Genomic DNA, 25,805 nt, shown 5'->3' on the forward strand with positions numbered 1-25,805 from the left:
TCGTTGACGCCCATCGCGAGCAAGCTCGCTCCTACAGCAGGCAAAAAAAATCCCCGAACCAGTCGGGGATTTTTTATCGATCAATCAACCCGGGGGGTTGATCAATCTTCGCGGTAGCGACGCAGCTTGAGCTGCTTGCCCGCCACACGGGTGTCCTTCAGCTTGGTCAGCAGACGCTCCAGACCATCTTCCGGCAGTTCCACCAGGCTGAAGCTGTCACGCACCTGGATGCGACCGATCGCTTCACGGGCCAGGCCACCTTCGTTGAGGATGGCACCCAGCAGGTTCTTGGCGGCGATACCGTCACGCGCACCCAGCGCGGTACGGCAGCGGGCACGGCCTTCGGCCAATGGCACCGGGGCACGACGCTCACGATCGCTACGCTCGGGACGGTCACCGGAACGCTCCGGACGATCGCCACGTGGCGCGTTGTTCGGCACCAGCGGACGCTCTTTCTCGATCGCCGCCAGGGTCAGCGCCTGGCCATTGGTGGCCTTGCGCAGCAGGGCCGCGGCCAGGGCACGCGGGCTGCAACCGATATCGGCGGTCAGGCGATCCAGCAGTTCGCCGTGGGTCGATTCAGCATCGGCTACCAGTGGCGACAGGCTGTTGGTCAGTTTCTTGATGCGCGCATCGAGAACGGCCTGGGCATCCGGCAGGCGGACTTCGGCAACTTTCTGACCGGTTACACGCTCGATCACTTGCAGCATGCGGCGCTCACGTGGAGTCACCAGCAACAGCGCACGACCTTCGCGACCGGCACGGCCGGTACGGCCGATACGGTGAACGTAGGACTCAGGATCGTACGGCATGTCGACGTTGAATACGTGAGTGATACGCGGAACGTCCAGGCCACGAGCAGCAACGTCGGTCGCCACAACGATGTCCAGACGGCCATCCTTGAGGGAGTCGATCACGCGCTCACGCTGGTTCTGGGCGATGTCACCGTTCAGCGCAGCGGCTTTGTAGCCTTTGGCTTCCAGGGCACTGGCCAGGTCCAGGGTCGCTTGCTTGGTGCGCACGAACATGATCAGGGCGTCGAAATCCTCGACTTCCAGCAGGCTCAGCACAGCCGAGGTCTTCTGGTCGGCGTGAACCAACAGGTGAGCCTGTTCGATCGCGGTCACGGTCTGGGTCTTGGTCTGGATCTTGACGTGTTGCGGATCGCGCAGGTGGCGTTCGGCAATGGCGCGGATCGACTGCGGCAGGGTCGCCGAGAACAAAACGGTCTGGCGGGTTGCCGGCAAGGCCTTGAAGATGACTTCCAGGTCGTCCATGAAGCCGAGCTTGAGCATTTCGTCCGCTTCATCGAGAACCAGGTGGTTCACGGTGGCCAGGACTTTTTCGTCACGACGCAGGTGGTCGCACAGACGGCCCGGAGTGGCGACAACAATCTGTGCGCCATTACGGATTGCTTTCAGTTGTGGGCCCATGGGCGCGCCGCCGTAAACGGCCACAACGGTAACGCCCGGCATTTGCTTGGCGTAGGTTTCGAAAGCGGTTGCTACTTGCAACGCCAACTCACGGGTTGGCGCCAGGATCAGGGCTTGCGGTTCGCGCTTAGCAGGATCGATGCGATGCAGGATCGGCAGGGCGAACGCAGCGGTTTTACCCGTACCGGTTTGCGCCTGGCCAATCATGTCGTGGCCGGCCATGATGATCGGGATCGATTGCTGCTGGATAGCCGAAGGCTCTTCGTAGCCAGTCGCGGTGACGGCTGCAAGAATATTCGGATTAAGATTAAAAGCGGCGAAGCCGCCGATTTCCTGGGTCATGGGTCTGCCTCTAAGTGCATCCGCAAAGACCCATGCTCCAAAGCTGCGCATGCCTTGTAAGACTCTGAGAGTCACCCTGGCAGCTTTGTCGGCGGGGATTTGCGAAAACGATTGAATGAAAGAATCGTCAAGGATAGTCCGCATGGCGGACAGCAGCCGAAGCTGACTTCGGGGAATTGCATTACCTAAACGCGGCCCGGTTAAAGGCCGGCGCGCACTATACCGGAATTGGCGAAAAAAGGGAGATTTATTTATCTCGAAATATCGCTGTACGCCTCTCTATGGCGGGCTTTGCGGATAATCGAGGGAAGGTTTGCCTCTGGCTCACCTTGCCGGGCGGGCCTGGCGACTTAAACGGTTCACTCGTCGGGAATATGTCCGCCAGGATTGCTCAAGCGTTCGGCGATCTCCAGAACACGGCAAAACCTGTAGGAGCCGGGCTTGCCCGCGAAGGCGTCCTTGAGGGCGCCAAAAGCTTCGCGGGCAAGCCCTGCTCCTACAGGTCGGTGTCGTTCTTCAGATTTTCGCGGCAAACAGCGCCTGATGCGCACGACACTGCTCGGCGGTCAGCATGAACACGCCATGCCCGCCCCGCTCGAAGTCCAGCCAGGCAAAGTCCACCTCGGGGTACAACGTCTCGACATGCACCTGGCTGTTGCCGACCTCGACAATTAGCAGGCCCTTCTCGGTCAGATGATCCGCCGCCTCGGCCAGCATCCGTCGCACCAGGTTCAGGCCGTCTTCGCCGCAGGCCAGGCCCAGCTCGGGCTCGTGCTGGTATTCCTCCGGCATGTCGGCAAAGTCCTCGGCATCCACATAAGGAGGATTGGAGACGATCAGGTCGAAACGCTGACCGGGCAGACCATCGAAGCCATCGCCCTGGACCGTGAACACCCGCTCATCGACACCATGGCGCTCGATATTCTGGTTGGCCACTTCCAGCGCTTCGAAAGACAGGTCGGCCAACACCACTTCCGCCTGCTGGAACTCATAGGCACAGGCGATGCCGATGCAGCCGGAGCCGGTGCACAGGTCGAGAATCCGCGCCGGCTCATTCGCCAGCCAGGGAGCGAAGTGGCCTTCGATCAACTCGCCGATCGGCGAACGCGGAATCAACACCCGCTCATCGACGATAAACGACATGCCGCAGAACCACGCCTCACCCAACAGGTAAGCAGTGGGCACACGGTCTTCGATGCGGCGCTTGAGCAAGTGCTGCAAACGGCTCAGTTCGTCGTCTTCCAGGCGGCAGTCGAGATAGCTGTCGGCAATTTCCCAAGGCAGGTGCAAGGCCCCCAGCACCAATTGACGCGCCTCGTCCCAGGCATTGTCGGTGCCATGGCCGAAAAACAGATCCGCGCCATGAAAGCGGCTGACAGCCCAACGAATATGGTCGCGCAGCGTGCGCAGGCGGGAATTGATCACGGGGAGGCTCCTGAAAAAAACGACGGGGGATTCTAACAGTCAAACCAGCACCGGGTGAAAATAAGGCAAAAAGACATCATCGAGCGCCGTTTCGCACGCCGGCAAACAACCCTTGACACGGCTACAGCCCAATAACCACGCCGCCTGCACGGGTTGCGATTCACATACGCGCTCAGCCGGAGGACAATGCGGTAAAAGCCCCACTCAAAGGAGCCCCGAATGTCCGTTCCAAAGACGATGTTTCAACTCAGCGGTCGTGGTTATGCAGCCGCCAATCTGAGCCATGCCAGCCTGTTGATCATCGACGCCCAGAAAGAATATCTCAGTGGCCCGCTGGCCTTGTCCGGCATGGACGCTGCCGTCGACAATATCAAGCAGCTGGTTGCCGCCGCCCGCCAGGCCGGACGGCCTATCGTGCATATCCGTCACCTGGGCACCGTGGGCGGTCTGTTCGATCCCCAGGGCGAGCGCGGTGAGTTCATTCCGGGGCTGGAACCCCAGGGCGACGAAACCCTGATCGGCAAGCTGCTGCCCAGCGCCTTTCACGGCACGGGCCTGGAGAAGCACCTGCAGGAACTCGGCTCCCTGGACCTGATCGTCTGCGGCTTCATGAGCCACTCCAGCGTCAGCACCACGGTGCGCGCGGCCAAGAACCTGGGCTTCCGCTGCACCCTGGTGGAAGATGCCTGCGCGACCCGCGACCTGCCCTACAAGGATGAAATCATCAGCGCCGCCCAGGTCCAGCGCACCGAGATGGCGATCATGGCGGACAATTTCGCCACCCTGGCGCAGACCAAAGACCTGATCGGCTAGCGGCGGCGATGGGTTGTCCTGGCGACCGCCCATCCATTAGTCCTGTCAATTGCGTCTCATTTTCCGATTTCCCGGACACATCAGGAACAAGCCGACCATCTCCCGGTCGAAGGGCCGATACTCATAGAGGAAATCGGAATGAAGATATCCGATGGTTTTGACGCTCGCCGCCTGCGTCCCCGGGGCCAGAGCACCTGGGGCTCGCGTTTGAGCGCTGCCATTGCGGCGCTGTTGGCCACCTTCGGGGTGTTGCTGGTGATGGCCGGGGCGGCCAGCCTGCTCGGCCATGCGCCGGCACTCGGGGATTTGAATGCCACGCCGACCGGTTCGGCGGTGGCCTTGGGCGTGGGCGTGCTGACGCTCTGGTTCGGGGTCTGGCTGTGGCGCCGCAGCCGTCGTCGGATGCGCAGCCGCCATGGACTGAACATCGCCCCCCACCTGATGAAAAAGCACGACTGATCAAGCACCTGCGCGCAATCGACTGTGACGACACCCGGGGGACTTGGGTAAACTGCCAGGCCCTGCGGAGGCTGACATGCAAGACGACGACTTTTCCCTGTTCAAAAGCGAGATCCGTGGCGTCAAGCCGATCAAGCATGACCGTGCCGACACCGGCAAGCCCAAGTCCGACCGTGCGCAACTGGCCAAGCTGCGCCAGGCGGCCACGGTGCGGGTGCAGGACACCGCGGTGGACGGGCTGTCCGACCAGTTCGTCATCGACGTCGGTCCCGAAGACGACCTGCACTGGGCCCGTGACGGGGTCCAGGAAAGCCAGATGCGCAAGCTCAAGATCGGCCAGATCCCCTTCGAAGGCAGTCTCGACCTGCACGGCATGAGTGTGGAAAAAGCCCGGGAAACCCTCTGGGCGTTTCTTGCCGAGGCGACCAAATTCGAAATCCGCTGCGTGCGCGTCACCCACGGCAAGGCCGTACGCCTGGACGGCAAGCGCCCGATGATCAAGAGCCACGTCAACACCTGGCTCCGTCAGCACGCCCAGGTCCTGGGGTTCACCTCCTGCCAGCCCAAGCATGGCGGCGCGGGCGCGGTGTATGTGATGCTGAAACGAACCATGATGGAAGGTCGCGACGAGTAACCGAACCGTCATCGAATTTGCAGGCGGCTGCCAGCCGCCGTATCCTTGCTCTTTGCGTAAACTCCCACAGGTAGCTTCATGTCCCTGGAACAGAATTACACCGCGATCCTCGGCCAACTCGGCGAGGACGTCTCCCGCGAGGGTCTGCTCGACACGCCCAAGCGCGCCGCCAAAGCCATGCAGTACCTTTGCCGCGGTTACGAACAGACCCTGGAAGAAGTCACCAACGGTGCCTTGTTCAGCTCCGACAACAGCGAAATGGTGCTGGTCAAGGACATCGAGCTCTACTCGTTGTGCGAACACCACCTGCTGCCCTTTATCGGCAAGGCCCACGTGGCCTACATCCCGAGCGGCAAGGTGCTGGGCCTGTCCAAGGTCGCGCGTATCGTCGACATGTACGCCCGGCGCCTGCAGATCCAGGAAAACCTCAGCCGCCAGATCGCCGACGCGGTCCAGCAGGTGACCGGGGCCCTGGGTGTCGCGGTGGTGATCGAAGCCAAGCACATGTGCATGATGATGCGCGGTGTGGAGAAACAGAATTCGTCGATGATCACCTCGGTGATGCTCGGCGAGTTCCGCGAAAACGCCGCGACCCGCAGCGAGTTCCTGGCGCTGATCAAGTAAGATCGGGCGACATGAAAAAACCGGCACTCATCGCCGGTTTTTTTTCGCCTGAAGAAAATCAGGTAAGCTGCGCTCCTTCTCCACCGCCCGCGAGGCTATCCCGTGTTCGTCAAAGCACTTCGAGTCGGCCTGGGCCAACTCATCATCTTCATCGATTTCCTCACCCGCCCCAGCAAGCAAAAGCGTTCCGCGCCAGACCAGGCTAAGGTCGATGCCGCGGCCAGGGACCTGACCCTGTATCAGTTCCACGCCTGCCCGTTCTGCGTGAAGACCCGTCGTACCCTGCGCCGCCTCAACGTGCCGGTGGAGCTGCGTGATGCGAAGAACAACGAACAGGATCGCCAGACCCTGCTCGAGCAAGGCGGCAAGATCAAGGTGCCGTGCCTGCGTATCGAAGAAAACGGCCAGACCACCTGGATGTACGAGTCCAAGGTGATCATCGATTACCTGGACAAGCGCTTTGCCGCGGCCTGAGTACAGTCGCCGTCAGTTGCGGCAGCCGTTGGTTTCATCGCGACACTCGGTATAAGCCTTCAACTGCGCCGCCCGCTGCCTGGTCAACTCGGTCTTGCACTGCAGATCCAGCAGTGGCCAGATCGAACCACCGTCCGCCGGTTTGCCATTCTGATACAGGCAATCGGCGTCGCGGAAAGCCAGCCACTTGCGCTGGGCATCCTGGAGCGCGGCCTTGTTGGCCGGGTTCTTCAGGTAATCCATCTGGATCTTGTAGTAGGTGTTCAGGTCGTTGTCGGCCTGCTTGAACGCCTTGCCCGCACATTCATTCATCGACGCCTGGTTGGCATCGCAGTTATCGGCCGCTTGTGCGCCCGTGGCCAGGCCGAGAACACCCAGCGCAAAAAAAGCCAACATGGGATAACTCATGCGGTATTCCTTATTCGGTGAATAAACAGATGACATACCTCCTGTAGGAGCCGGCTTGCTGGCGATTGCGGTTTGTCAGACGACAGAGATGTCGACTGTCAGAATGCAATCGCCAGCAAGCCGGCTCCTACAGGGAGGGTTTTCGTCATCCAGAAACTCGCGCGATACGCCAGATCGTCAGTCGAGCATACCGACATGCTTCGGATGACTGGCCACCCGCAGCAACCAGGCCTGGATGCCCGGGTAGTCGTTCAGGTCGAAGCCGCCCTGATGGGCCACATGGGTATAGGCATACAGCGCGATATCAGCAATCGAATAGTGCTCGCCCACCAGGTACGGGGTTTGCTGAAGCTGCTTTTCCATCACTTTCAACGCCTTGTGCCCGCGTTTCTGCAGCTTGAGGTATTCCTCGCGACGCTCTTCCGGCAAGCCCAGGTAGAACTCGATAAACCGCGCTACCGCGATATAGGGTTCGTGGCTGTACTGCTCGAAGAACTGCCATTGCAGCACCTGGGTACGCAGACGCGGCTCGGTGGGCAGGAATTCGCTGCCATCGGCCAGGAAGTTGAGAATCGCATTGGACTCCCACAGGCAGGTGCCGTCTTCCAGCTCCAGCACCGGCACCTTGCCGTTGGGGTTCTTCGCCAGGAATTCCGGGGTCTCGGTGTCACCCTTGAGGATGTCCACCGGGTGCCAGCGATATTCCTGCCCCAGCAGGTGCAGCATCAGCTTGATCTTGTAGCAATTGCCCGACTGGTAATCGCCATAAACCTTGTACATGGCCCTCCCCTTAAGCCGCTTGTGCAGCCTGTGCGTGACGGATGACAGCAGCCAGGCGCTTGAGACCTTCGTCCAGACGCTCCGGTGCGATGTGACTGAAATTGAGACGAAGATTACCCGGATTACGCTCCGGTTCGGCAAAAAAAGGTTCGCCGGGCATGAATGCGACATCCCGACTCAACGCGTCGGCGAGCAAGGTGCGGGTATCCAGCGGCTGTTTGAGGGTCAGCCAGAAGAACAAACCGCCCTGCGGCACCTGCCAATCGGCCAGGTCAGCGAAGTGGCGCTCCAATGCCTGTTGAAAGGCATCCCGTCGGACCCGGTAAAAGTCCCGGAGTTGCACCAGGTGCTGGCGATATTTTTCCGTACCGATCCACTGCAACGCCTGCCACTGGCCGACGCGGTTGGTGTGCAGGTCCGCCGACTGCTTGAGCTTGAGCAGATGGGGGAACAGGTCCGGGCTGGCAATCAGGTAACCGACCCGCAACCCGGGGGCCAGGGTCTTGGACACCGTGCCGGTATAGATCCAGCTGCTGCGCTTCAAACGGCTGACAATCGGCCGGGCGCTGCCGCCGTCATAGGTCAGCTCGCGATAGGGTTCGTCTTCGATCAGGGTTACGCCGAATTCGTCGAGCAAGGCGGCGACGGCCTCGCGCTTGGCTTCGCTGTAGCGCACGGCGGACGGGTTCTGGAACGTCGGAATCAGATAGACGAAGGCCGGCTGGTGGTTTTCCAGGCGCGCACGCAGTTGGAGCAGGTCGGGGCCGTCCTGTTCCTGGGGGATCGTCAGGCAATCGGCGCCGAACAGCTGGAAGATCTGCAAGGCGGCGAGGTAGGTCGGCCCTTCGAGGAGGATCTCGGTGCCCTTGTCGATATGCAGCTTGGCCACCAGGTCCAGGGTCTGCTGGGAACCGCTGACCACCAGCACCTGGCTGGCCTGGCAGTCGATCCCCAGCGCCCGCGCCTCGGCGGCCAGCACCTCGCGCAGCGCCGGTTCGCCCTCACTCATGCCGTATTGGCCGAAGGCGACCGGCAGGCCCTCCCAGTCCAGCGTCGGCAACATGGCTTCGGATGGCAGTCCGCCGGCAAAGGACATCACTTCCGGGCGTTGAGCGGCGGCGAGGATTTCGCGAATCAGAGAGCTTTTCAGACGGGTCACGCGTTCGGAGAAGGCCATGGCAGGTCACCGGTAGCTAAGTAAGCGGAAAGTACGTCAAACTGCTTGACCGAAATTACGCCGCCACGAGCCGATACGTCAATATGCTTGACCTTAAAAATTCAAACGCGCAGCAAGACGCCATGCAGGCCTTCTTTTTCGGCTACCAGGCGTTCACCGCCAAGGCCGACGAAATGCTCGAGCGTCGTGGCTTGAGCCGGGTGCACCAGCGCATTGTGTTTTTTATCGCCCGTTATCCGGACGTGAGCGTCAAGGAGTTGCTGACCTTGCTCGGCGTCAGCAAGCAGGCGCTGAACATGCCGTTGCGCCAGTTGACCGAGATGGACCTGGTGCGCAGCGTTGCGTCCGAGGCCGACAAGCGCAAGCGCCTGCTGCGCCTGACGGCGGACGGGGCGAGCCTGGAAGAGTCGTTGCGCCGTGAGCAGGTCAAGTTGTTGCAGAAGGCTTTCGCCCAGGCTGGTGAGGCCGCGGTGGAGGGCTGGCTGGCGGTGAACCTCGCGCTGGGAGAAAACCGCCCTTCCTGATACGCCCCCTTGTAGGCGCCGGCTTGCTGGCGATAGCGGTTTAACAGGCGATACAGATGTCGATCTGCCAGATTGCAATCGCCAGCAAGCCGGCCCCTACAGGTTTCGCGACTACTCCCGCCAACAAGATCCTACCTTCCGACGTATCGCACACAAATCCAAAAACATTATTTGCTTTATTTGTATACAAAAGCATAATTCGCTTCGTGCGAGTTCCTGACTTTACAGTCAACAAACCCGTGCTGCCTCAAAGAGCCGTTGCCCGCCCCTGCGCCCGGCTCTGGAAATAACAATAAAACTCTTGAGGAGTACTCGCTGTGGAAAGCCGCAAATCCGAAGCCCCCCTGCTGGACCTGTCGCCACCGTCAAGTTCCGGCCTGCTGGAACGCCTGTTCAAGCTCAGGTTGCATGGCACCACGGTGAAAACCGAACTGATCGCCGGGGTAACCACCTTCATCACCATGGCCTACATCATCTTCGTCAACCCGAACATCATGGCCGACGCCGGCATCGACCATGGCGCCGCCTTTGTCGCCACCTGCATCGCCGCCGCCCTCGGCTGCCTGCTGATGGGCCTCTACGCCAACTGGCCGGTGGGCCTCGCACCGGGCATGGGCCTGAACGCGTTCTTCACCTACACCGTGGTCGGCACCATGGGCTACCACTGGGAAACCGCCCTCGGTGCGGTCTTCATCTCCGGCGTGCTGTTCATGGCCCTGACCCTGTCGAGGATCCGCGAATGGCTGCTCAACAGCATTCCCGTCAGCCTGCGCCATGCGATGGGTGCCGGCGTCGGGCTGTTTCTCGGGGTGATCGGCCTGAAAACCGCCGGGATCATCGTTGCCAGCCCCGCCACCCTGATCAGGCTCGGCGCCCTGCATGAACCCGGCCCATTGCTGGCCGCCATCTGTTTCCTGATGATCGCAATCCTCAGCTACCACCGGGTCTTCGGCGCCATCCTCATCAGCATCATCACCGTGACCCTGGCCGGCTGGGGCCTGGGCCTGGTGGAATACCACGGCATCTTCTCCACCCCACCGAGCCTGGCCCCGACCTGGATGGCCATGGACCTGAAGGGCGCATTCAACGTCAGCATGATCAGCGTGGTCCTGGCCTTTCTCTTCGTGCACATGTTCGACACCGCCGGCACCCTGATGGGCGTCGCCCAGCGCGCCGGCCTGGTCAACCCCGACGGCCGTATCGAGAACCTGTCCCGGGCAATGAAAGCCGACAGCGTCTCCAGCGTATTCGGTGCCGTGGTCGGTGTGCCACCCGTTACCAGCTACGTGGAAAGTGCCGCGGGTGTTGCCGCTGGTGGTCGGACTGGTCTGACCGCTGTTACTGTAGGTATCCTGTTTGTGGCGGCCATGTTCTTTGCCCCGCTGGCTGGCATGATCCCTGCGTACGCGACCGCCGGCGCGCTGATTTATGTAGCGATGCTGATGATGAGTGGCATGGCGCATATCGAGTGGGACGACGCGACGGACAGTATTCCGGCGATTGTGACCGCGATCATGATGCCGCTGACTTTTTCGGTCGCCGACGGCATCGCCCTGGGTTTTATCACCTATGTGGCACTGAAGGCCGGGACCGGCAAGTTCAAGGATATTTCCGTCAGCCTGTGGGTGCTGTGCGCCATTTTTATCGCCAAGTTCATCTTCCTGTAAGAGAGCCCATGCGGTAGTAACCAGCCTCACTTCGGTGGGGCTTTTGTACGAAGGGAGAAACCTGATGAGTCTGGAAACCTGGTTGTTGTTCAGCAGTGCCGCCCTGGTGGTGATCCTGATCCCCGGGCCGCTGTCGCTGCTGATGATCAGCAACAGCCTGAATTATGGATTGCGTCGTTCATACCCGGCCTTTCTCGGCGGTGTCAGCGCCTCGATCTGCTTGTTGAGCGCTTCGGCCCTGGGCCTGGGTGCGTTGCTGCTGGCCTCGGAGCAGTTGTTCAGCGCCCTGAAGATTGTCGGCGCGCTGTACCTGTTCTATCTCGCCTGGCAGAGCTGGCAGCAATCGCGACAGCCGGCACGGGCGGCGAATGTGCCCGAAACCGCGCCGGCCCCACGCTTTCGTGCCCTGTTTGGGCGCGCCTTTGTGCTCGGTGCCAGCAACCCGAAGGACATCCTGTTCTTCGCGGCCTTCCTGCCGCAGTTTCTCAAGGCCGACCAAGCGTTTCTCGGCCAGTTGCTGGTGATGATCGCCACCTGGACCGTGCTGGACCTGCTGTGCAAGCTGGCCTATGGCCTTGGCGCCCATGGCGCGGCGAGTTATCTGCGAAGCGGTAAAGGGCAGAGCTGGTTCAACCGGATCAGCGCCGGGTTGTTTGGTGGGGCGGGGGCGATATCTTTGTTGAGCCGTTAGATATGCAGTGCCAGTACTGGCCTCTTCGCGGGCAAGCTCTGCTCCCACAATGTCCGAGTCAACCTCGGTATTGTGTACAGACACAAAACTGTGGGAGCGGAGCTTGCCCGCGAAGAGGCCCTCACATTCACCATCACAACCTCTGCCAACCCAATCGCCAGACATAAAAAAAGCCCGCAGTGAACGCGGGCAAATAACCAAGGAAGCTTTGGCGCAGATGCTTGGGGAATCTAGCTGCCTCGGTAGGTCGAATAGCTGTAGGGCGAAATCAGCAACGGCACGTGGTAGTGCTCCTGCTCGGCACTGATCCCGAAACGCAGCACCACCACGTCGAGGAACGCCGGCTCCGGCAGCGCCACGCCACGAGCCCGATAGTAGTCACCGGCATGGAACTGCAACTGATAGACCCCGGAGCGGTAGTCGGTCCCTTGCAGCAACGGTGCATCGCAGCGCCCGTCGCTGTTGGTCAGGGCGCTGGCGACCAGCTCCAACTGTGCGCCTTCGAGCCGATACAGCTCGACCTTGATCGAACTGCCGGGGCAGCCATGCGCGGCATCCAAAACATGCGTAGTCAAACGTCCCATTGCTTCTGCGGGCCGCCCTGCCCTTCAGGCAGATCAGGCCTCGCGCCTCCCGGAGTCAGTGGATAAAGGAGAGGCCATGCCCCAGAGGGGCGGCCCGGAAATAATTAAGACACTTTTACAAAAAATTGTACACAATAAATTCAAGCTTTTTTCTGACAACCCCGGCTCGGCCCAGCCAGCCACGAATAGAGCGCAATCACTTGCCCGCAGAAGACCTCAGAACCACTAGCTGACCGATCAGGCAGGTTTCTTGCAGTGTTCCCCGAGGTGAAACCTGCGGTCATCAAACGGAAAGAAATGCAAAAATACGGGCTTACAAAATGATTATAAAGTTGTATACAATCATTCCATCGCCGTGACGCCATCCGGTTTTGACGGGGCACCACGCAACCGTCACCACGAACAAGAAGGAAGACTGCAGTGAGCGCCGACTACCCACGCGACCTGATCGGTTACGGCAGCAACCCGCCTCACCCCCACTGGCCGGGCAATGCCCGCATCGCCTTGTCCTTCGTGCTCAACTACGAAGAAGGCGGCGAACGCAACATCCTCCATGGCGACCCGGAATCCGAGTCCTTCCTCTCGGAGATGGTCGCGGCGCAGCCTCTGCAGGGCGCGCGCAACATGAGCATGGAGTCGCTCTACGAGTATGGCAGCCGTGCCGGCGTGTGGCGGATTCTCAAGCTGTTCAAGCGTTTCGATATTCCCCTGACCGTGTTCGCCGTGGCCATGGCCGCCCAGCGCCACCCGGACGTGATCCGCGCCATGGTCGCGGCCGGCCACGAGATCTGCAGCCACGGCTACCGCTGGATCGACTACCAGTACATGGACGAAGCCCAGGAGCGCGAGCACCTGCTCGAAGCCATCCGCATCCTCACCGAAATCAGCGGCGAACGCCCATTGGGCTGGTACACCGGACGCACCGGGCCGAACACCCGCAAGCTGGTGATGGAGGAAGGCGGCTTCCTCTACGACTCGGACACCTACGACGACGACCTGCCCTACTGGGAACCCGACAGCCCCACCGGCAAGCCGCACCTGGTAATTCCCTACACCCTCGATACCAACGACATGCGCTTCACCCAGGTGCAAGGCTTCAACAAGGGCGACGATTTCTACCAGTACCTCAAGGACGCCTTCGACGTGCTCTACGCTGAAGGCGACGAAGCGCCGAAGATGCTCTCCATCGGTTTGCACTGTCGCCTGATCGGCCGCCCGGCACGCCTGGCCGCCCTCCAGCGCTTTATCGAATATGTCAAAGGCCATGACCGGGTCTGGTTCAGTCGCCGGGTCGATATCGCTCGCCACTGGCACGCCACCCACCCGTTCCAGGGAGTCGCGAAATGACGGCCTTCAAGACCCTCAAGCCCTCGACCTTGAGCCGCGAAGCCTTTATCCAGGCCTTCGCCGATATCTACGAACATTCACCCTGGGTCGCCGAAAAGGCTTTCGACCTGGGCCAGGACGCCGACCTCGACGAGATCGAGCCCCTGCACCAGCGTATGAGCGACATCCTCTTGAGCGCCGATCACTCCAGCCAGCTGGCCCTGATCAACGCCCACCCGGACCTGGCCGGCAAAGCCGCCGTGCAGGGCCAACTCACCGAAGCCAGCACCAACGAACAGGCCGGCGCCGGCATTCACCAATGCTCGAACGAAGAGTTCCAACGCTTCACCGAGCTGAACGACGCCTATAAAGCCAAGTTCAAGTTCCCCTTCATCATGGCGGTAAAAGGCAGCAACCGGCATCAGATCCTCGCCGCGTTCGAAGTGCGCATCCATAACCCGGTGGACACCGAGTTCCAGTGCGCGCTGGCCGAGATCAACAAGATCGCCCTGTTCCGCCTACTGACCCTTTAGCGAGCCGTACCTGAACCCGGCAAGCCTCCCCAGCCACTTATTAAAAGGCAGACAAAAAGCATGAAAGCCTACGCCGTACCTTTCGAGAAGTTCGTCAACCTGGCCGACGCCCGCCTGGGCACCAGGATCCTCTCGGTCACCGACGACTGGTTCGCCGACGCCAACCGCCTGTTCCAGCCGACCCCGGCCGTCTGGAAAGAAGGCGTGTTCGATGACAACGGCAAGTGGATGGACGGCTGGGAGTCGCGCCGCAAGCGTTTCGAAGGCTACGACAGCGCGGTGATCCGCCTCGGCGTCGCCGGCTTGATCAAGGGCGTGGACATCGATACCTCGTTCTTCACTGGCAACTATCCGCCGTCGGCCTCCCTGGAAGCCTGCTTCCTGAGCAGCGGCGAGCCGGACGAAAACACCCAGTGGGTCGAAGTGCTGTCCGCCGTCGAGCTGCAAGGCAACAGCCACCACTACCACGAGATCAGCAACGACCAGGCCTTCAGCCACCTGCGTTTCAACATCTATCCGGACGGCGGCGTGGCGCGCCTGCGGGTCTACGGTATTCCATTCCGTGACTGGTCGGCGGTGGGCGACAACGAACAGGTCGACCTGGCTTCCGCCCTCAACGGCGGCCGCGCCCTGGCCTGCTCCGACGAGCATTTCGGCCGCATGAGCAACATCCTCAACCCGGGCCGTGGCGTCAACATGGGCGACGGCTGGGAAACCGCGCGCCGGCGTACCCCGGGCAATGACTGGGTGATCGTGGCTTTGGGTCATCCGGGCGAGATCGAACAGATCATCGTCGACACCCTGCACTTCAAGGGCAACTACCCGGACAGCTGCTCGATCCAGGGCGCCTTCGTCAAGGGCGGCACCGACAGCCAGATCGAGACCCAGAGCCTGTTCTGGCGTGAACTGCTGCCGAGCCAGAAGCTGGAAATGCACCAGGAACACAGCTTCGCCGAACAGATCAAGGCGCTGGGACCTATCACCCATATCCGCCTGAACGTGTTCCCGGACGGTGGCGTAAGTCGCCTGCGGGTGCTGGGCAAAGTCGCGAAGTAACCCCATGGGTGGTTCTCGCGCCTCGCGCGGGAACCACCGATACACAGAATTCGAGAACAGAAGAACCGCATGCGCACACTGACGATTGAACCGCTGAGCAAAGAAGCCTTCGCCCCCTTCGGTGACGTGATCGAAACCGACGGCAGCGACCACTTCATGATCAACAACGGTTCGACCCAGCGCTTCCATCGCCTGGCGACGGTGCAAACCGCCAAGCCGGACGACCAGGCGATCATCAGCATCTTCCGCGCCGACGCGCTGGACATGCCCTTGACCGTGCGCATGCTCGAGCGCCATCCGCTGGGCAGCCAGGCTTTTATCCCGCTGCTCGGCAACCCCTTTCTGATCGTGGTCGCGCCCCTTGGCGATGCACCGGTATCAGGCTTGGTCCGCGCCTTTGTCAGCAATGGCAGGCAGGGCATCAATTACCATCGCGGCGTCTGGCACCACCCGGTGCTGACGATCGAAAAGCGGGATGACTTCCTGGTGGTTGATCGCAGTGGCTCCGGCAACAACTGCGATGAGCATTTCTTCAAAGAGGATGAGTACCTGATCCTCGCCCCCCACCAATAAGAGAAGGTCTGATCACTCCCGAAAAAGAGTGACAGGCGAGAGGTAAAGACTGTGCAAGCACATCTGATGGAATGGCTGAACCTGAGCGTGCGCTGGATTCACATGATCACGGGCGTGGCCTGGATCGGTGCATCGTTCTACTTCGTCTGGCTGGAGAACAACCTCAACCGGGTCAACCCCAGGGACGGCCTGGCGGGCGATCTGTGGGCGATCCACGGCGGCGGTATCTACCACCTGGAAAAATACAAGCTGGCCCCGCCGACCATGCCGGACAACCTGCACTGGTTCAAATGGGAAGCCTATTTCACCTGGATGTCGGGGATCGCGCTGCTCTGCGTGGTGTTCTACTCCAACCCGGTGCTCTACCTCGTGGCCCCCGGCAGCGGCCTGAGCGGCCCCGAGGGCGTGGCCATCGGTATCGGCGCACTGATCGCCGGCTGGTTCGTCTACGACTTTCTCTGTGACTCGGCCCTGGGCAAGCGCCCGGCCCTGCTCGGCTTTATCCTGTTCGTGCTGCTGATTGCCGCCGCCTACGGGTTCAGCAAGGTATTCAGCGGTCGCGGCGCCTACCTGCATGTCGGCGCGATCATCGGCACCATCATGGTCGGCAACGTGTTCCGCATCATCATGCCGGCCCAGCGCGCGCTGGTGGCGGCCATCGCCGAGAACCGCACGCCGGACCCGAGCCTGCCGGCCAAGGGCCTGCTGCGTTCGCGGCACAACAACTACTTCACCCTGCCGGTGCTGTTCATCATGATCAGCAACCACTTCCCGAGCACCTATGGCAGCCCGTACAACTGGCTGATCCTGGCCGGGATCGCGGTGCTGGCGGTGATGGTGCGGCACTATTTCAACACTCGGCACAACAGTCACAAATTTGCCTGGACCTTGCCGGTCGCGGCCCTTGGGATGATCTGCCTGGCCTATGTCACCGGCCCGTCGCCGGTCCCGAGCGCACCGCAAGTGGCCAAGGCCCCGGCGAAGATCGAGTACCAGCCGTTGCCGGAAACCGCGTTGGGCGGCAAGCCGGCCCAAGCCACGCCAGCGGTACCAGAGACGCCAGCCGTTACCGCCGCACCAGCCGCCGCCGCAGCTCCGGATTCGGTTCCTGCGCCAACGACCACAGCGAGTGCCGCCGACGTCAGCTTCGACAAGGTTCACCGTGTGATCCAGGAGCGCTGCGCGGTGTGCCATTCGGCCCAACCCACCAGCCCGCTGTTCAGTTCGGCGCCGGCGGGGGTGATCTTCGATACCGCGCAACAGATCCAGCAATTGGCTCCACGTATCCAGGCCCAGGCCATTACCACCCAGATCATGCCGTTGGGCAACATCACCCAGATGACCCAGCAGGAACGTGACCTGATCGCGGCCTGGATCAACCAGGGGGCACGCACCAACTGAATGTCGCTGTTAGCCAGCTGATTTGGAGACACCGCGTTACCTGTAGGAGCGTGGCTTGCCCGCGAAGCTTTTAGCGATCTTGAAAGCCTCTTCGCGGGCAAGCCCTGCTCCTACAGGTTCGAGATCAACCGTGAAGCGGTTGCGTTGCCCCGGCTACAAAAAACGCTGTCCGCAACCACACAGCGCTAAAACCACAAGAATAAAAAAATCCGAGGTGTTGCATGTCCGAGTTATCCGAACCGCGCATCCCCGCCGCACCCGCTCTCCAGCGTCTGCCTCTGTTGCAGCTGATCCTGGTGGGCCTGCAACACGTTCTGCTGATGTATGGCGGCGCCGTCGCCGTACCGCTGATCATCGGACAGGCCGCCGGCCTGGGTCGTGAGGAAATCGCTTTTCTGATCAACGCCGACCTGCTGGTGGCCGGTATCGCCACCGTGGTGCAATCCCTCGGCATCGGCCCCATGGGCATCCGCATGCCGGTGATGATGGGCGCCAGTTTCGCCGCCGTCGGCAGCATGGTGGCCATGGCCGGCATGCCCGGTATCGGCATGACCGGGATCTTCGGCGCCACCATCGCCGCCGGTTTTTTCGGCCTGCTGATCGCCCCGTTCATGTCCCGGATCGTGCGTTTCTTCCCGCCCCTGGTCACCGGCACCGTGATCACCGCCATCGGCCTCTCGCTGTTTCCGGTGGCGGTCAACTGGGCCGGCGGCGGCAGTGCCGCGACACAATTCGGCTCGCCGATCTACCTCACGGTGGCCGCGCTGGTGCTGGCCACCATCCTGCTGATCAACCGCTTCATGCGCGGCTTCTGGGTGAATATCTCGGTGCTGATCGGCATGCTCCTGGGCTATGTGCTGTCCGGCGTCATCGGCATGGTCGACCTCAGCGGCCTGGCCCAGGCGCCCTGGCTGAAAGTGGTCACCCCGCTGCATTTCGGCCTGCCGCAGTTTCACCTGGCACCGATCCTGTCCATGTGCCTGGTGGTGGTGATCATCTTCGTCGAGTCCACCGGGATGTTCCTCGCCCTGGGCAAGATCACTGGCCAGGACGTCACCCCACGCATGCTCCGGCGCGGCTTGCTGTGCGACGCCGGCGCGTCGTTCCTCGCCGGTTTCTTCAACACCTTCACCCACTCCTCCTTCGCCCAGAACATCGGCCTGGTGCAGATGACCGGTGTGCGCTGCCGTTCGGTGACCATCGTCGCCGGGCTCTTCCTGATCGTCCTCAGCCTGCTGCCCAAGGCCGCGTTCCTGGTCGCCTCGATTCCGCCGGCGGTACTGGGCGGCGCGGCCATCGCCATGTTCGGCATGGTCGCGGCCACCGGGATCAAGATCCTCCAGGAAGCGGACATCTCCGATCGGCGCAACCAGTTGCTGGTGGCGGTAAGCATCGGCATGGGCCTGATCCCCGTTGTGCGACCGGAGTTCTTCGCCCACCTGCCGCTGTGGATGGGTCCGATCACCCACAGTGGTATCGCCATGGCGACCTTGAGCGCCGTGTCCCTGAACCTGCTGTTCAACGTGCTGGGGGGCGCCGAACGGGCGGCACTCAGCGGGCATGTTCACCCCCACTGATACCTTTGCCGGCGGACGCGAGCGCTCTGGCACGGGCGCTTGAGCCCTCGGGCGCGAATCAGTATGCTGCGCGCCCGCTGGAATCCGCTCGAACAAGCCATCGCCACCGACACCTGACCCAAGCGCCTCTCTATCCCGGCGCGGGACAACCCCAAGGCCTATAGAAGCCCGCACCACTCGACTGTCCCACGGACAGCCGAACGCAGGGTCTTTGGCTGTTTTTTGCCTTGAACCGGCCCTTGCCAGAAGCAGGCAGGCCGCTGAACCGGCGATGGCCGACAGAAAAAAAGCGCCGAACCCAGAGCGCTGAACGACGGAAGCCTTGAACCACTGACCTTAGGGAGCAACCCAATGAAGCGCACTTCTACGAGCCTGATATTGTCCGCCACCTTGCTGAGCGCAGGATCCGCCTGCGCGGGCGACCTGCTGCAATGGCAGAACAACAGCCTGACCTACCTGTACGGCAAGAATTTCACCGTCAATCCGCAGATCCAGCAGACCGTCACCTTCGAACACGCCGACGCCTGGAAGTACGGCGACAACTTCTTCTTCCTCGACCGGATCTTCTACAACGGCAAGGCCGATACCCGCCTCGGCCCGAACACCTACTACGGCGAGTTCACCCCGCGCCTGTCCATGGGCAAGATCTTCGACCGTTCGTTCGCCTTCGGCCCGGTCAAGGATGTGCTGCTGGCCATGACCTACGAGTTCGGCGAAGGCGACACCAACGCCTACCTGTTCGGCCCCGGCTTCGACCTGGACGTACCCGGCTTCGACTACTTCCAGCTGAACTTCTACCAGCGCCATACCGACAGCAACCGTCCGGGCAGCAATATCTGGCAGATCACCCCGGTCTGGTCCTACACCATCCCAGTGGGCCATTCCAACGTGCTGATCGACGGCTATATGGACTGGGTGGTGGACAACGACCGCAATGCCCAAGGAACCTACCACGCCAACCTGCACTTCAACCCGCAGATCAAATACGACCTGGGCAAGGCCCTGCATTGGGGTGAGAAGCAGTTGTACGTGGGTATCGAGTACGACTACTGGAAGAACAAGTACGGCCTCCAGAGCAGCAGCGACTTCAGGACCAACCAGGACACCGCGAGCCTGTTGATCAAGTATCACTTCTGAGGGTGCCAGGCGCTTGAACGCACCGTGAATCCTGCAGGAGCCGGCAAGTCCTGCCGCTCCTGCAGTTTGCTCATTCAGACGTGTGGGAGGGGCATTCTTGAGCCTTGCGCAAACCCGGTGCTACCATGCCCAACCGCCCGGGCCGGCAAGGAAAAACCTGGTTTATGAGCACCATCCGCGAACGCAACCGTGAACTGATCCTGCGCGCCGCCAGCGAAGAGTTCGCCGACAAGGGCTTCGCCGCCACCAAGACCAGCGATATCGCGGCCAAGGCCGGCCTACCCAAGCCCAACGTCTACTACTACTTCAAATCCAAGGACAACCTCTACCGCGAGGTGCTGGAAAGCATCATCGAGCCGATCCTCCAGGCCTCGACCCCCTTCAACCCCGCGGGCGTGCCCGCCGAGGTACTGGCCGGTTATATCCGTTCGAAGATCCGTATCTCCCGCGACCTGCCGTTCGCCTCCAAGGTCTTCGCCAGCGAAATCATGCACGGCGCGCCGCACCTGAGCCCCGAGCAGGTGGAGCAGCTCAATGCCCAGGCCCGACACAATATCGCCTGCATCCAGACCTGGATCGACCGCGGCCTGATCGCCCCGCTCGATCCCCATCACCTGATGTTCAGCATCTGGGCCGCGACCCAGACCTATGCCGATTTCGACTGGCAGATCTCCTCGATCACCGGCAAGGCCAAGCTGGAAGACGTCGACTATGAAGCGGCGGCGCAGACCATCGTGCGGTTGGTGCTCAAGGGCTGCGAGCCGGATCGATAGTCAGACAGACACCCCGGCATCCGCCACCAGCCCCAACGCCTCGATTGCACTGATCGCACACTGCTCATCGATATCCGAAGTATCCCCGCTGATCCCGATGGCCCCGATCACCTTCCCCTCCTGATCGCGAATCAACACCCCGCCCGGCGCCGGCACCACGCTGCCCTGCCCCAGGCTGTTCAATGCCGCCACAAACGCTGGTCGCTGCTGCGCATCCAACGCCAGCAAGCGCGAGCCCTTGCCCAGGGCGATCGCGCCCCAGGCCTTGCCGATGGCGATCTGCGGACGCAACAGGCTCGCCCCATCCTCGCGTTGCAGTGTCACCAGGTGACCACCGCCATCCAGCACCGCAATGGTCAGCGGTGCTGCCGAAATGGCCCGGCCGGCGGCAATCGCCTCGCTGGCCAGACTGACTGCGACGTTCAAGGTTAAAGCGCTCATGGTGCCGTCCTTATCGAGTGAGGAGAGAGCTGTCGCTGCTCCTTTTAAGAAGCAGTTCGGCCAAACAAATAGAACACAATGTTAAATATTTTTGTATACAAAAATGTAGAAACACTCATCAAACCTTTGAGAAACGGCCCCAGAACGAATCCACCAATCATTTTAGAAAAGGCATTGACCAGCGCCGCCTTGCGTGAATACACTCGCCACACAGCAACTTGTATACAATTACAAAACGCAAGAGGCACAAAACAATGAGCAAAATGAGAGCAATCGAAGCCGCCGTCCTGGTGATGCGTCGCGAAGGCGTGGACACTGCCTTCGGCATTCCCGGTGCCGCGATCAACCCGCTGTACAGCGCGTTGCAAAAGCTCGGCGGTATCGATCACGTCCTTGCTCGCCACGTCGAAGGCGCCTCGCACATGGCCGAGGGTTACACCCGCACCAAGGCCGGCAATATCGGCGTGTGCATCGGCACCTCGGGCCCGGCCGGCACCGATATGGTCACCGGCCTGTACAGCGCCAGCGCCGACTCGATCCCGATCCTCTGCATCACCGGCCAGGCACCGCGGGCACGCTTGCACAAGGAAGACTTCCAGGCCGTGGACATCACCAGCATCGTCAAGCCGGTGACCAAGTGGGCGACCACCGTGCTCGAACCCGGCCAGGTGCCCTACGCCTTCCAGAAAGCCTTTTATGAAATGCGCTCCGGCCGCCCCGGCCCGGTGCTGATCGACCTGCCGTTCGATGTGCAGATGGCGCAAATCGAATTTGATATCGACGCCTACCAACCACTGCCCCTGGCCAAGCCAGGCGCCACACGGATTCAGGTCGAGAAGGCCCTGGCCTTGCTCGACCAGGCCGAACGCCCGCTGCTGGTGGCCGGTGGCGGCATCATCAATGCCGATGCCAGCGAACTGCTGGTGGAGTTCGCCGAACTGACCGGCATTCCGGTGATCCCGACCCTGATGGGCTGGGGCACGATCCCTGACGATCACCCGCTGATGGTCGGCATGGTCGGGCTGCAAACCTCCCACCGCTACGGCAACGCCACGCTGCTCAAGTCCGATGTGGTGCTGGGTATCGGCAACCGCTGGGCCAACCGTCACACCGGTTCCGTGGAGGTCTACACCGAAGGACGCACCTTCATTCACGTGGACATCGAGCCGACCCAGATCAGCCGCGTATTCACCCCGGACCTGGGCATCGTGTCCGACGCCGCCGCGGCCCTGACGGTATTTATCGAAGTGGCCCGTGAATGGCAGGCCGCCGGCAAGCTGAAGGACCGCAGTGCCTGGCTTGCCGATTGCCAGCAGCGCAAGGCCAGCCTGCAGCGCAAGACCCACTTCGACAACGTGCCGGTCAAACCCCAGCGCGTCTATGAAGAGATGAACCAGGTGTTCGGCAAGGACACCTGCTACGTCAGCACCATCGGTCTGTCGCAGATTGCCGGCGCGCAGTTCCTCCATGTCTACAAACCACGGCACTGGATCAACTGCGGCCAGGCCGGGCCTCTGGGCTGGACCATTCCGGCCGCGCTGGGGGTGGTCAAGGCCGACCCATCGCGCAAGGTCGTGGCACTGTCCGGCGACTATGACTTCCAGTTCATGATCGAGGAACTGGCGGTGGGCGCGCAGTTCAAGCTGCCGTATATCCACGTGGTGGTGAACAACTCCTACCTGGGGCTGATTCGCCAGGCCCAGCGCGGCTTCGACATGGACTACTGCGTGCAATTGTCTTTCGACAACCTCAACGCACCGGAGCTCAACGGTTATGGCGTGGACCACGTCGCCGTCGCCGAGGGCCTCGGTTGCAAGGCCCTGCGGGTGTTCGAACCGGACCGGATCCAGGGCGCGCTGCGCCAGGCCCAGGCGATGATCGAGGAATTCAGGGTCCCGGTGATTGTCGAGATCATCCTGGAGCGGGTGACCAATATTTCCATGGGCACCGAGATCAACGCCATCAACGAGTTCGAAGACCTGGCGCTGGTCGGCAACGATGCGCCGACGGCGATTGCCTTGCTCGACTGATCCCACACCCGCGTTTGGACGGGCTTGCCAGCGCAGTCGATATCACCTTCACTGCCGCTATCGCTGCGCCCGCAGCCCGTCCAAATGCTTTGTATCGATTCGCCAGGAGATTCCCATGCCACGCTTTGCCGCCAACCTGTCCATGCTGTTCACCGAAGAGGATTTCCTGGCCCGTTTCAAGGCCGCCGTCGAGGCCGGTTTCAGCGGTGTGGAATACCTGTTCCCCTACGACTTCAGCTCCGCCGAGATCAAGGCGCAACTGGATGCCCACGGCCTGACCCAGGTGCTGTTCAACCTGCCGGCCGGCGACTGGGCCAAGGGCGAACGCGGGATTGCCTGCCACCCGGACCGGGTCGAGGAGTTCCGTGCCGGGGTCGACCTGGCCATCGCCTATGCGCAGGTGCTGGGCAATACCCAGATCAACTGCCTGGCCGGCATCCGCCCCCTGGGTGTCGACGACGCCGTGCTGGAAAAGACCTTCGTCGACAACCTCAAGTACGCCGCCGGCAAGCTTGAAGCCGTCGGCATCCGTCTGGTGATGGAAGCCATCAACACCCGCGACATCCCCGGTTTCTACCTGAACACCACGGCCCAGGCCCTGTCGATCCGCCATCAGGTGGGCAGCGCCAACCTGTTCCTGCAATACGACATCTACCACATGCAGATCATGGAAGGTGACCTGGCGCGGACCCTGTCCGACCACCTGGCCGAGATCAACCATGTGCAGCTGGCCGACAACCCCGGGCGGCATGAGCCGGGGACCGGAGAGATCAACTATCGATTCCTGTTCGAGCACCTGGACCGCATCGGTTATCAGGGCTGGGTCGGCTGCGAATACAAACCGCTGACCAGCACCGAAGCCGGGCTGGGCTGGTTGAAAACCCATAACGCGACATAAGAAAAAGAGGACGTTGTCATGGCTAAAATCGGTTTTATCGGCACCGGCATCATGGGGCATCCCATGGCCGCCAATCTGCAAAAGGCAGGTCACAGCCTGTTCCTGTCCAACCACCACGACGCCGCGCCGGTCGACCTGATCAGCGCCGGCGCGGTGGCCCTGGCCAGCCCGAAGGAAGTCGCCCAGGAAGCCGAGTTCATCATTGTCATGGTGCCGGATACCCCGCAGGTCGAGGATGTGCTGTTCCGTGCCGACGGGATTGCCGCCGGCGTCGGTCCGGGCAAGATCGTCATCGACATGAGCTCGATCTCGCCCACCGCGACCAAGGCGTTCGCGGCCAGGATCAACGAGAAAGGCGCGCAGTACCTCGACGCCCCGGTGTCCGGCGGTGAAGTCGGTGCCAAGGCCGCGACCCTGAGCATCATGGTCGGCGGCGACGCCCAGGCCTTCGCTCGCGCCCTGCCGCTGTTCCAGAACATCGGCAAGAACATCACCCTGGTGGGCGGCAACGGCGACGGTCAGACCGCCAAGGTGGCGAACCAGATCATCGTCGCCCTGAATATCCAGGCGGTGGCCGAGGCGCTGTTGTTCGCCGCGAAAAACGGTGCCGACCCGGCCAAGGTACGTGAAGCACTGATGGGCGGCTTTGCCTCGTCGAAAATCCTCGAAGTGCATGGCGAACGCATGATCAAGGGCACCTTCGACCCGGGCTTCCGCATCAGCCTGCACCAGAAGGACCTGAACCTGGCGCTGGCCGGTGCCCGCGAGCTGAATATCAACCTGCCCAATACCGCCAATGCCCAGCAGGTATTCAACACTTGCGCGGCCATCGGCGGCAGCCAGTGGGACCATTCGGCACTGATCAAGGGCCTGGAGCATATGGCGAACTTCTCGATTCGCGAGCGCTAGGCCCCTCCCGGCTCAACGCAGTCAACTGTAGGAGCCAGCTTGCCGGCGATGAGGCCCATGAGCCTTGCATCGCCTGATCAGCCGCCGTCGCCAGCAAGCTGGCTCCCACAATGTAGCGTCGAGCACAGATCCTGTAGGAGCAGAGCTTGCTCGCGAAAGCGGTCTTGCGCCCCCAAAGAATCCCCCTGACACCCCACCATGCCGAAGATCCCCAGCATACCCCACTGCCCCGACTGGGCAACCGCCCTGCTCAACGGCTTCAGCCAGATCTTCCTCCAGCGCCATCCGCTCTGCGGCCTGTGCTGCCTGCTGGCAATACTTCTGGCGGCACCGAGCCTGGTTGGCGGCGCGTTACTCGGCGGCCTTGCCGGCCTGCTCACCGCCCAGCGTCGCAGCTACCCCAAGGCCGAGCGCCAGGCCGGTCTCTACAGCTATAACGGCGTACTGCTGGGCCTACTGATCAGCCTGCAGTTTCCCTGGTCGATACTGATCCCGCCACTGATCATCGCCGCCTCCGGCCTGAGCGCGATCCTGGTCCGGCAGTGGCTCAAACACACGGGCGACGTTCAAAGCCTGCCCGCCTACACCGCGCCCTTTGTCGGCCTGAGCTGGTTGCTGCTGGCGTTCACAACCCATAATCCGACAAGCAGCTCGCCACTCCCCCTCGCAGACACCTTCGCCTACGCCAACGCCGCCTTCATGGGCCTGGGCCAGATCGTATTCCTCGACCAGCCCCTGGCGGCCTTGTCGATCTTCATTGGACTGCTGATCGCCAATCGCCGCGCAGCCGTCTGGGCGGTCCTCGGCAGCACCGTCGGGCTGGCCTTCGCCCTCCTGCATGATCCTGCGTCACCCGCCCAGCTCGGCCTCGCCGGCTACAACCCGGCGCTGGTCGCGCTCGCCCTGAGCCAGCAACAGCGCACCCCCTGGCCCGCGCTGATCGGCATGCTCCTGGCGAGCGTGCTGACACCCGGCTTTGCCGCCCTCGGCCTGGCCCCGCTGACCGCCCCCTTTATCCTCGCCTGCTGGCTGATCCGGGCCGGAGCCCGCGTGCTACGCCAGGCCAGCGACGACAACGGCCAAGACCGCCGGCTTGCGCATTGATCGGCAATCCCC

At 61.9% G+C, this 25,805-nt stretch carries 27 protein-coding genes; 20 read left to right on the forward strand and 7 right to left on the reverse strand.

Translation table 11 applies throughout. From position 1 onward, the window contains the following. Positions 1–101: 101 nt before the first annotated feature. Both M5B42_RS09290 and prmB read right to left on the reverse strand, forming a co-directional pair. Positions 102–1,775, reverse strand: a complete 1,674-nt coding sequence (locus M5B42_RS09290; RefSeq protein WP_103499836.1) for a DEAD/DEAH box helicase — start codon at positions 1,773–1,775, stop codon at positions 102–104. 516 nt (positions 1,776–2,291) lie between these two features. Continuing rightward, complete coding sequence (gene prmB, locus M5B42_RS09295; RefSeq protein ID WP_248745630.1) at positions 2,292–3,200, reverse strand: 50S ribosomal protein L3 N(5)-glutamine methyltransferase; 909 nt, start codon at positions 3,198–3,200, stop codon at positions 2,292–2,294. A 219-nt stretch (positions 3,201–3,419) separates the two neighbouring features. Here prmB and M5B42_RS09300 point away from each other — a divergent pair, with 219 nt between their 5' ends. The 5 genes from M5B42_RS09300 (at position 3,420) to M5B42_RS09320 (ending at position 6,204) form a co-directional block, all read left to right on the forward strand. Beyond that, complete coding sequence (locus M5B42_RS09300) at positions 3,420–4,013, forward strand: cysteine hydrolase family protein (protein WP_103498208.1); 594 nt, start codon at positions 3,420–3,422, stop codon at positions 4,011–4,013. 138 nt (positions 4,014–4,151) lie between these two features. After that, on the forward strand, positions 4,152–4,472 hold the full coding sequence (locus M5B42_RS09305) for a hypothetical protein (protein ID WP_103498209.1): 321 nt from the start codon (positions 4,152–4,154) through the stop codon (positions 4,470–4,472). Between the two features lie 76 nt (positions 4,473–4,548). After that, entirely contained in the window at positions 4,549–5,106 is a 558-nt protein-coding gene (locus tag M5B42_RS09310; protein WP_103498210.1) for a Smr/MutS family protein, read from the forward strand. A 78-nt stretch (positions 5,107–5,184) separates the two neighbouring features. Continuing rightward, positions 5,185–5,730: a GTP cyclohydrolase I FolE gene (folE, locus tag M5B42_RS09315; protein ID WP_017129709.1), complete on the forward strand. Its 546-nt coding sequence runs from the start codon at positions 5,185–5,187 to the stop codon at positions 5,728–5,730. A 102-nt stretch (positions 5,731–5,832) separates the two neighbouring features. Further along, positions 5,833–6,204, forward strand: coding sequence for a glutathione S-transferase N-terminal domain-containing protein (locus tag M5B42_RS09320; RefSeq protein WP_248745631.1), 372 nt, complete (start codon positions 5,833–5,835; stop codon positions 6,202–6,204). Between the two features lie 12 nt (positions 6,205–6,216). Here the strand turns inward: M5B42_RS09320 and M5B42_RS09325 are convergent, their stop codons facing one another. From M5B42_RS09325 to M5B42_RS09335, 3 genes are all read right to left on the reverse strand, one after another. Further along, positions 6,217–6,612: a lysozyme inhibitor LprI family protein gene (locus tag M5B42_RS09325; protein WP_248745632.1), complete on the reverse strand. Its 396-nt coding sequence runs from the start codon at positions 6,610–6,612 to the stop codon at positions 6,217–6,219. A 177-nt stretch (positions 6,613–6,789) separates the two neighbouring features. Next, positions 6,790–7,392 carry a glutathione S-transferase family protein gene (locus M5B42_RS09330; RefSeq protein WP_248745633.1) on the reverse strand — a complete coding sequence of 201 codons (603 nt, stop codon included), beginning with the start codon at positions 7,390–7,392 and terminating at the stop codon, positions 6,790–6,792. A 10-nt stretch (positions 7,393–7,402) separates the two neighbouring features. Next, on the reverse strand, positions 7,403–8,569 hold the full coding sequence (locus M5B42_RS09335) for a PLP-dependent aminotransferase family protein (RefSeq protein ID WP_103498213.1): 1,167 nt from the start codon (positions 8,567–8,569) through the stop codon (positions 7,403–7,405). 83 nt (positions 8,570–8,652) lie between these two features. Here M5B42_RS09335 and M5B42_RS09340 point away from each other — a divergent pair, with 83 nt between their 5' ends. The 3 genes from M5B42_RS09340 (at position 8,653) to M5B42_RS09350 (ending at position 11,451) form a co-directional block, all read left to right on the forward strand. Then, entirely contained in the window at positions 8,653–9,093 is a 441-nt protein-coding gene (locus tag M5B42_RS09340; RefSeq protein ID WP_177101518.1) for a MarR family transcriptional regulator, read from the forward strand. 317 nt (positions 9,094–9,410) lie between these two features. Continuing rightward, positions 9,411–10,760 (forward strand): NCS2 family permease, encoded by a 1,350-nt coding sequence (locus M5B42_RS09345; RefSeq protein ID WP_248745634.1) that lies wholly within the window; start codon positions 9,411–9,413, stop codon positions 10,758–10,760. Between the two features lie 64 nt (positions 10,761–10,824). Continuing rightward, on the forward strand, positions 10,825–11,451 hold the full coding sequence (locus tag M5B42_RS09350; protein ID WP_177101522.1) for a LysE family translocator: 627 nt from the start codon (positions 10,825–10,827) through the stop codon (positions 11,449–11,451). 230 nt (positions 11,452–11,681) lie between these two features. Here the strand turns inward: M5B42_RS09350 and uraH are convergent, their stop codons facing one another. Then, complete coding sequence (gene uraH, locus M5B42_RS09355) at positions 11,682–12,035, reverse strand: hydroxyisourate hydrolase (RefSeq protein ID WP_248745635.1); 354 nt, start codon at positions 12,033–12,035, stop codon at positions 11,682–11,684. Positions 12,036–12,455: 420 nt separating this feature from the next. Here uraH and puuE point away from each other — a divergent pair, with 420 nt between their 5' ends. The 8 genes from puuE to M5B42_RS09395 all read left to right on the forward strand — a co-directional run bounded on the left by puuE (position 12,456) and on the right by M5B42_RS09395 (position 20,411). Continuing rightward, the gene (gene puuE, locus M5B42_RS09360) at positions 12,456–13,382 is read left to right on the forward strand and encodes an allantoinase PuuE (RefSeq protein WP_178129730.1); all 927 of its coding nucleotides are present in this window, start codon (positions 12,456–12,458) and stop codon (positions 13,380–13,382) included. Further along, positions 13,379–13,894, forward strand: a complete 516-nt coding sequence (gene uraD, locus M5B42_RS09365) for a 2-oxo-4-hydroxy-4-carboxy-5-ureidoimidazoline decarboxylase (RefSeq protein WP_248745636.1) — start codon at positions 13,379–13,381, stop codon at positions 13,892–13,894. The genes puuE and uraD overlap by 4 nt, the downstream gene beginning before the upstream one ends. Before the next feature lie 60 nt (positions 13,895–13,954). Continuing rightward, entirely contained in the window at positions 13,955–14,950 is a 996-nt protein-coding gene (gene alc / locus M5B42_RS09370; protein ID WP_248745637.1) for an allantoicase, read from the forward strand. A 69-nt stretch (positions 14,951–15,019) separates the two neighbouring features. Continuing rightward, positions 15,020–15,523, forward strand: coding sequence for an ureidoglycolate lyase (locus tag M5B42_RS09375; protein WP_103496217.1), 504 nt, complete (start codon positions 15,020–15,022; stop codon positions 15,521–15,523). A 51-nt stretch (positions 15,524–15,574) separates the two neighbouring features. After that, positions 15,575–16,924: a urate hydroxylase PuuD gene (locus M5B42_RS09380; protein WP_103496218.1), complete on the forward strand. Its 1,350-nt coding sequence runs from the start codon at positions 15,575–15,577 to the stop codon at positions 16,922–16,924. A 221-nt stretch (positions 16,925–17,145) separates the two neighbouring features. Continuing rightward, entirely contained in the window at positions 17,146–18,501 is a 1,356-nt protein-coding gene (locus M5B42_RS09385; protein WP_103496219.1) for a nucleobase:cation symporter-2 family protein, read from the forward strand. A gap of 351 nt (positions 18,502–18,852) precedes the next feature. After that, positions 18,853–19,638 (forward strand): outer membrane protein OmpK, encoded by a 786-nt coding sequence (locus tag M5B42_RS09390; RefSeq protein WP_248745638.1) that lies wholly within the window; start codon positions 18,853–18,855, stop codon positions 19,636–19,638. Positions 19,639–19,802: 164 nt separating this feature from the next. Then, positions 19,803–20,411 (forward strand): TetR/AcrR family transcriptional regulator, encoded by a 609-nt coding sequence (locus tag M5B42_RS09395; RefSeq protein WP_100940637.1) that lies wholly within the window; start codon positions 19,803–19,805, stop codon positions 20,409–20,411. On the opposite strand, the gene M5B42_RS09400 is transcribed toward M5B42_RS09395, so the two are convergent. Next, positions 20,412–20,852, reverse strand: a complete 441-nt coding sequence (locus M5B42_RS09400; protein ID WP_248745639.1) for a heme-binding protein — start codon at positions 20,850–20,852, stop codon at positions 20,412–20,414. It lies immediately after the preceding gene. Positions 20,853–21,106: 254 nt separating this feature from the next. Here M5B42_RS09400 and gcl point away from each other — a divergent pair, with 254 nt between their 5' ends. From gcl to M5B42_RS09420, 4 genes are all read left to right on the forward strand, one after another. Further along, the gene (gcl, locus tag M5B42_RS09405) at positions 21,107–22,882 is read left to right on the forward strand and encodes a glyoxylate carboligase (protein WP_248745640.1); all 1,776 of its coding nucleotides are present in this window, start codon (positions 21,107–21,109) and stop codon (positions 22,880–22,882) included. A 115-nt stretch (positions 22,883–22,997) separates the two neighbouring features. Next, positions 22,998–23,780 (forward strand): hydroxypyruvate isomerase, encoded by a 783-nt coding sequence (gene hyi / locus M5B42_RS09410; protein WP_248745641.1) that lies wholly within the window; start codon positions 22,998–23,000, stop codon positions 23,778–23,780. Between the two features lie 18 nt (positions 23,781–23,798). Further along, a complete protein-coding gene (locus M5B42_RS09415) occupies positions 23,799–24,689 on the forward strand; it encodes a 2-hydroxy-3-oxopropionate reductase (protein WP_103496224.1) in 891 nt (296 codons plus the stop codon). A 198-nt stretch (positions 24,690–24,887) separates the two neighbouring features. Continuing rightward, positions 24,888–25,793: an urea transporter gene (locus tag M5B42_RS09420; RefSeq protein ID WP_248745642.1), complete on the forward strand. Its 906-nt coding sequence runs from the start codon at positions 24,888–24,890 to the stop codon at positions 25,791–25,793. Positions 25,794–25,805: the final 12 nt, after the last annotated feature.

This window comes from Pseudomonas sp. MWU12-2037 (assembly GCF_023242345.1).
Classification (GTDB): Bacteria; Pseudomonadota; Gammaproteobacteria; order Pseudomonadales; family Pseudomonadaceae; genus Aquipseudomonas; species Aquipseudomonas gingeri_D.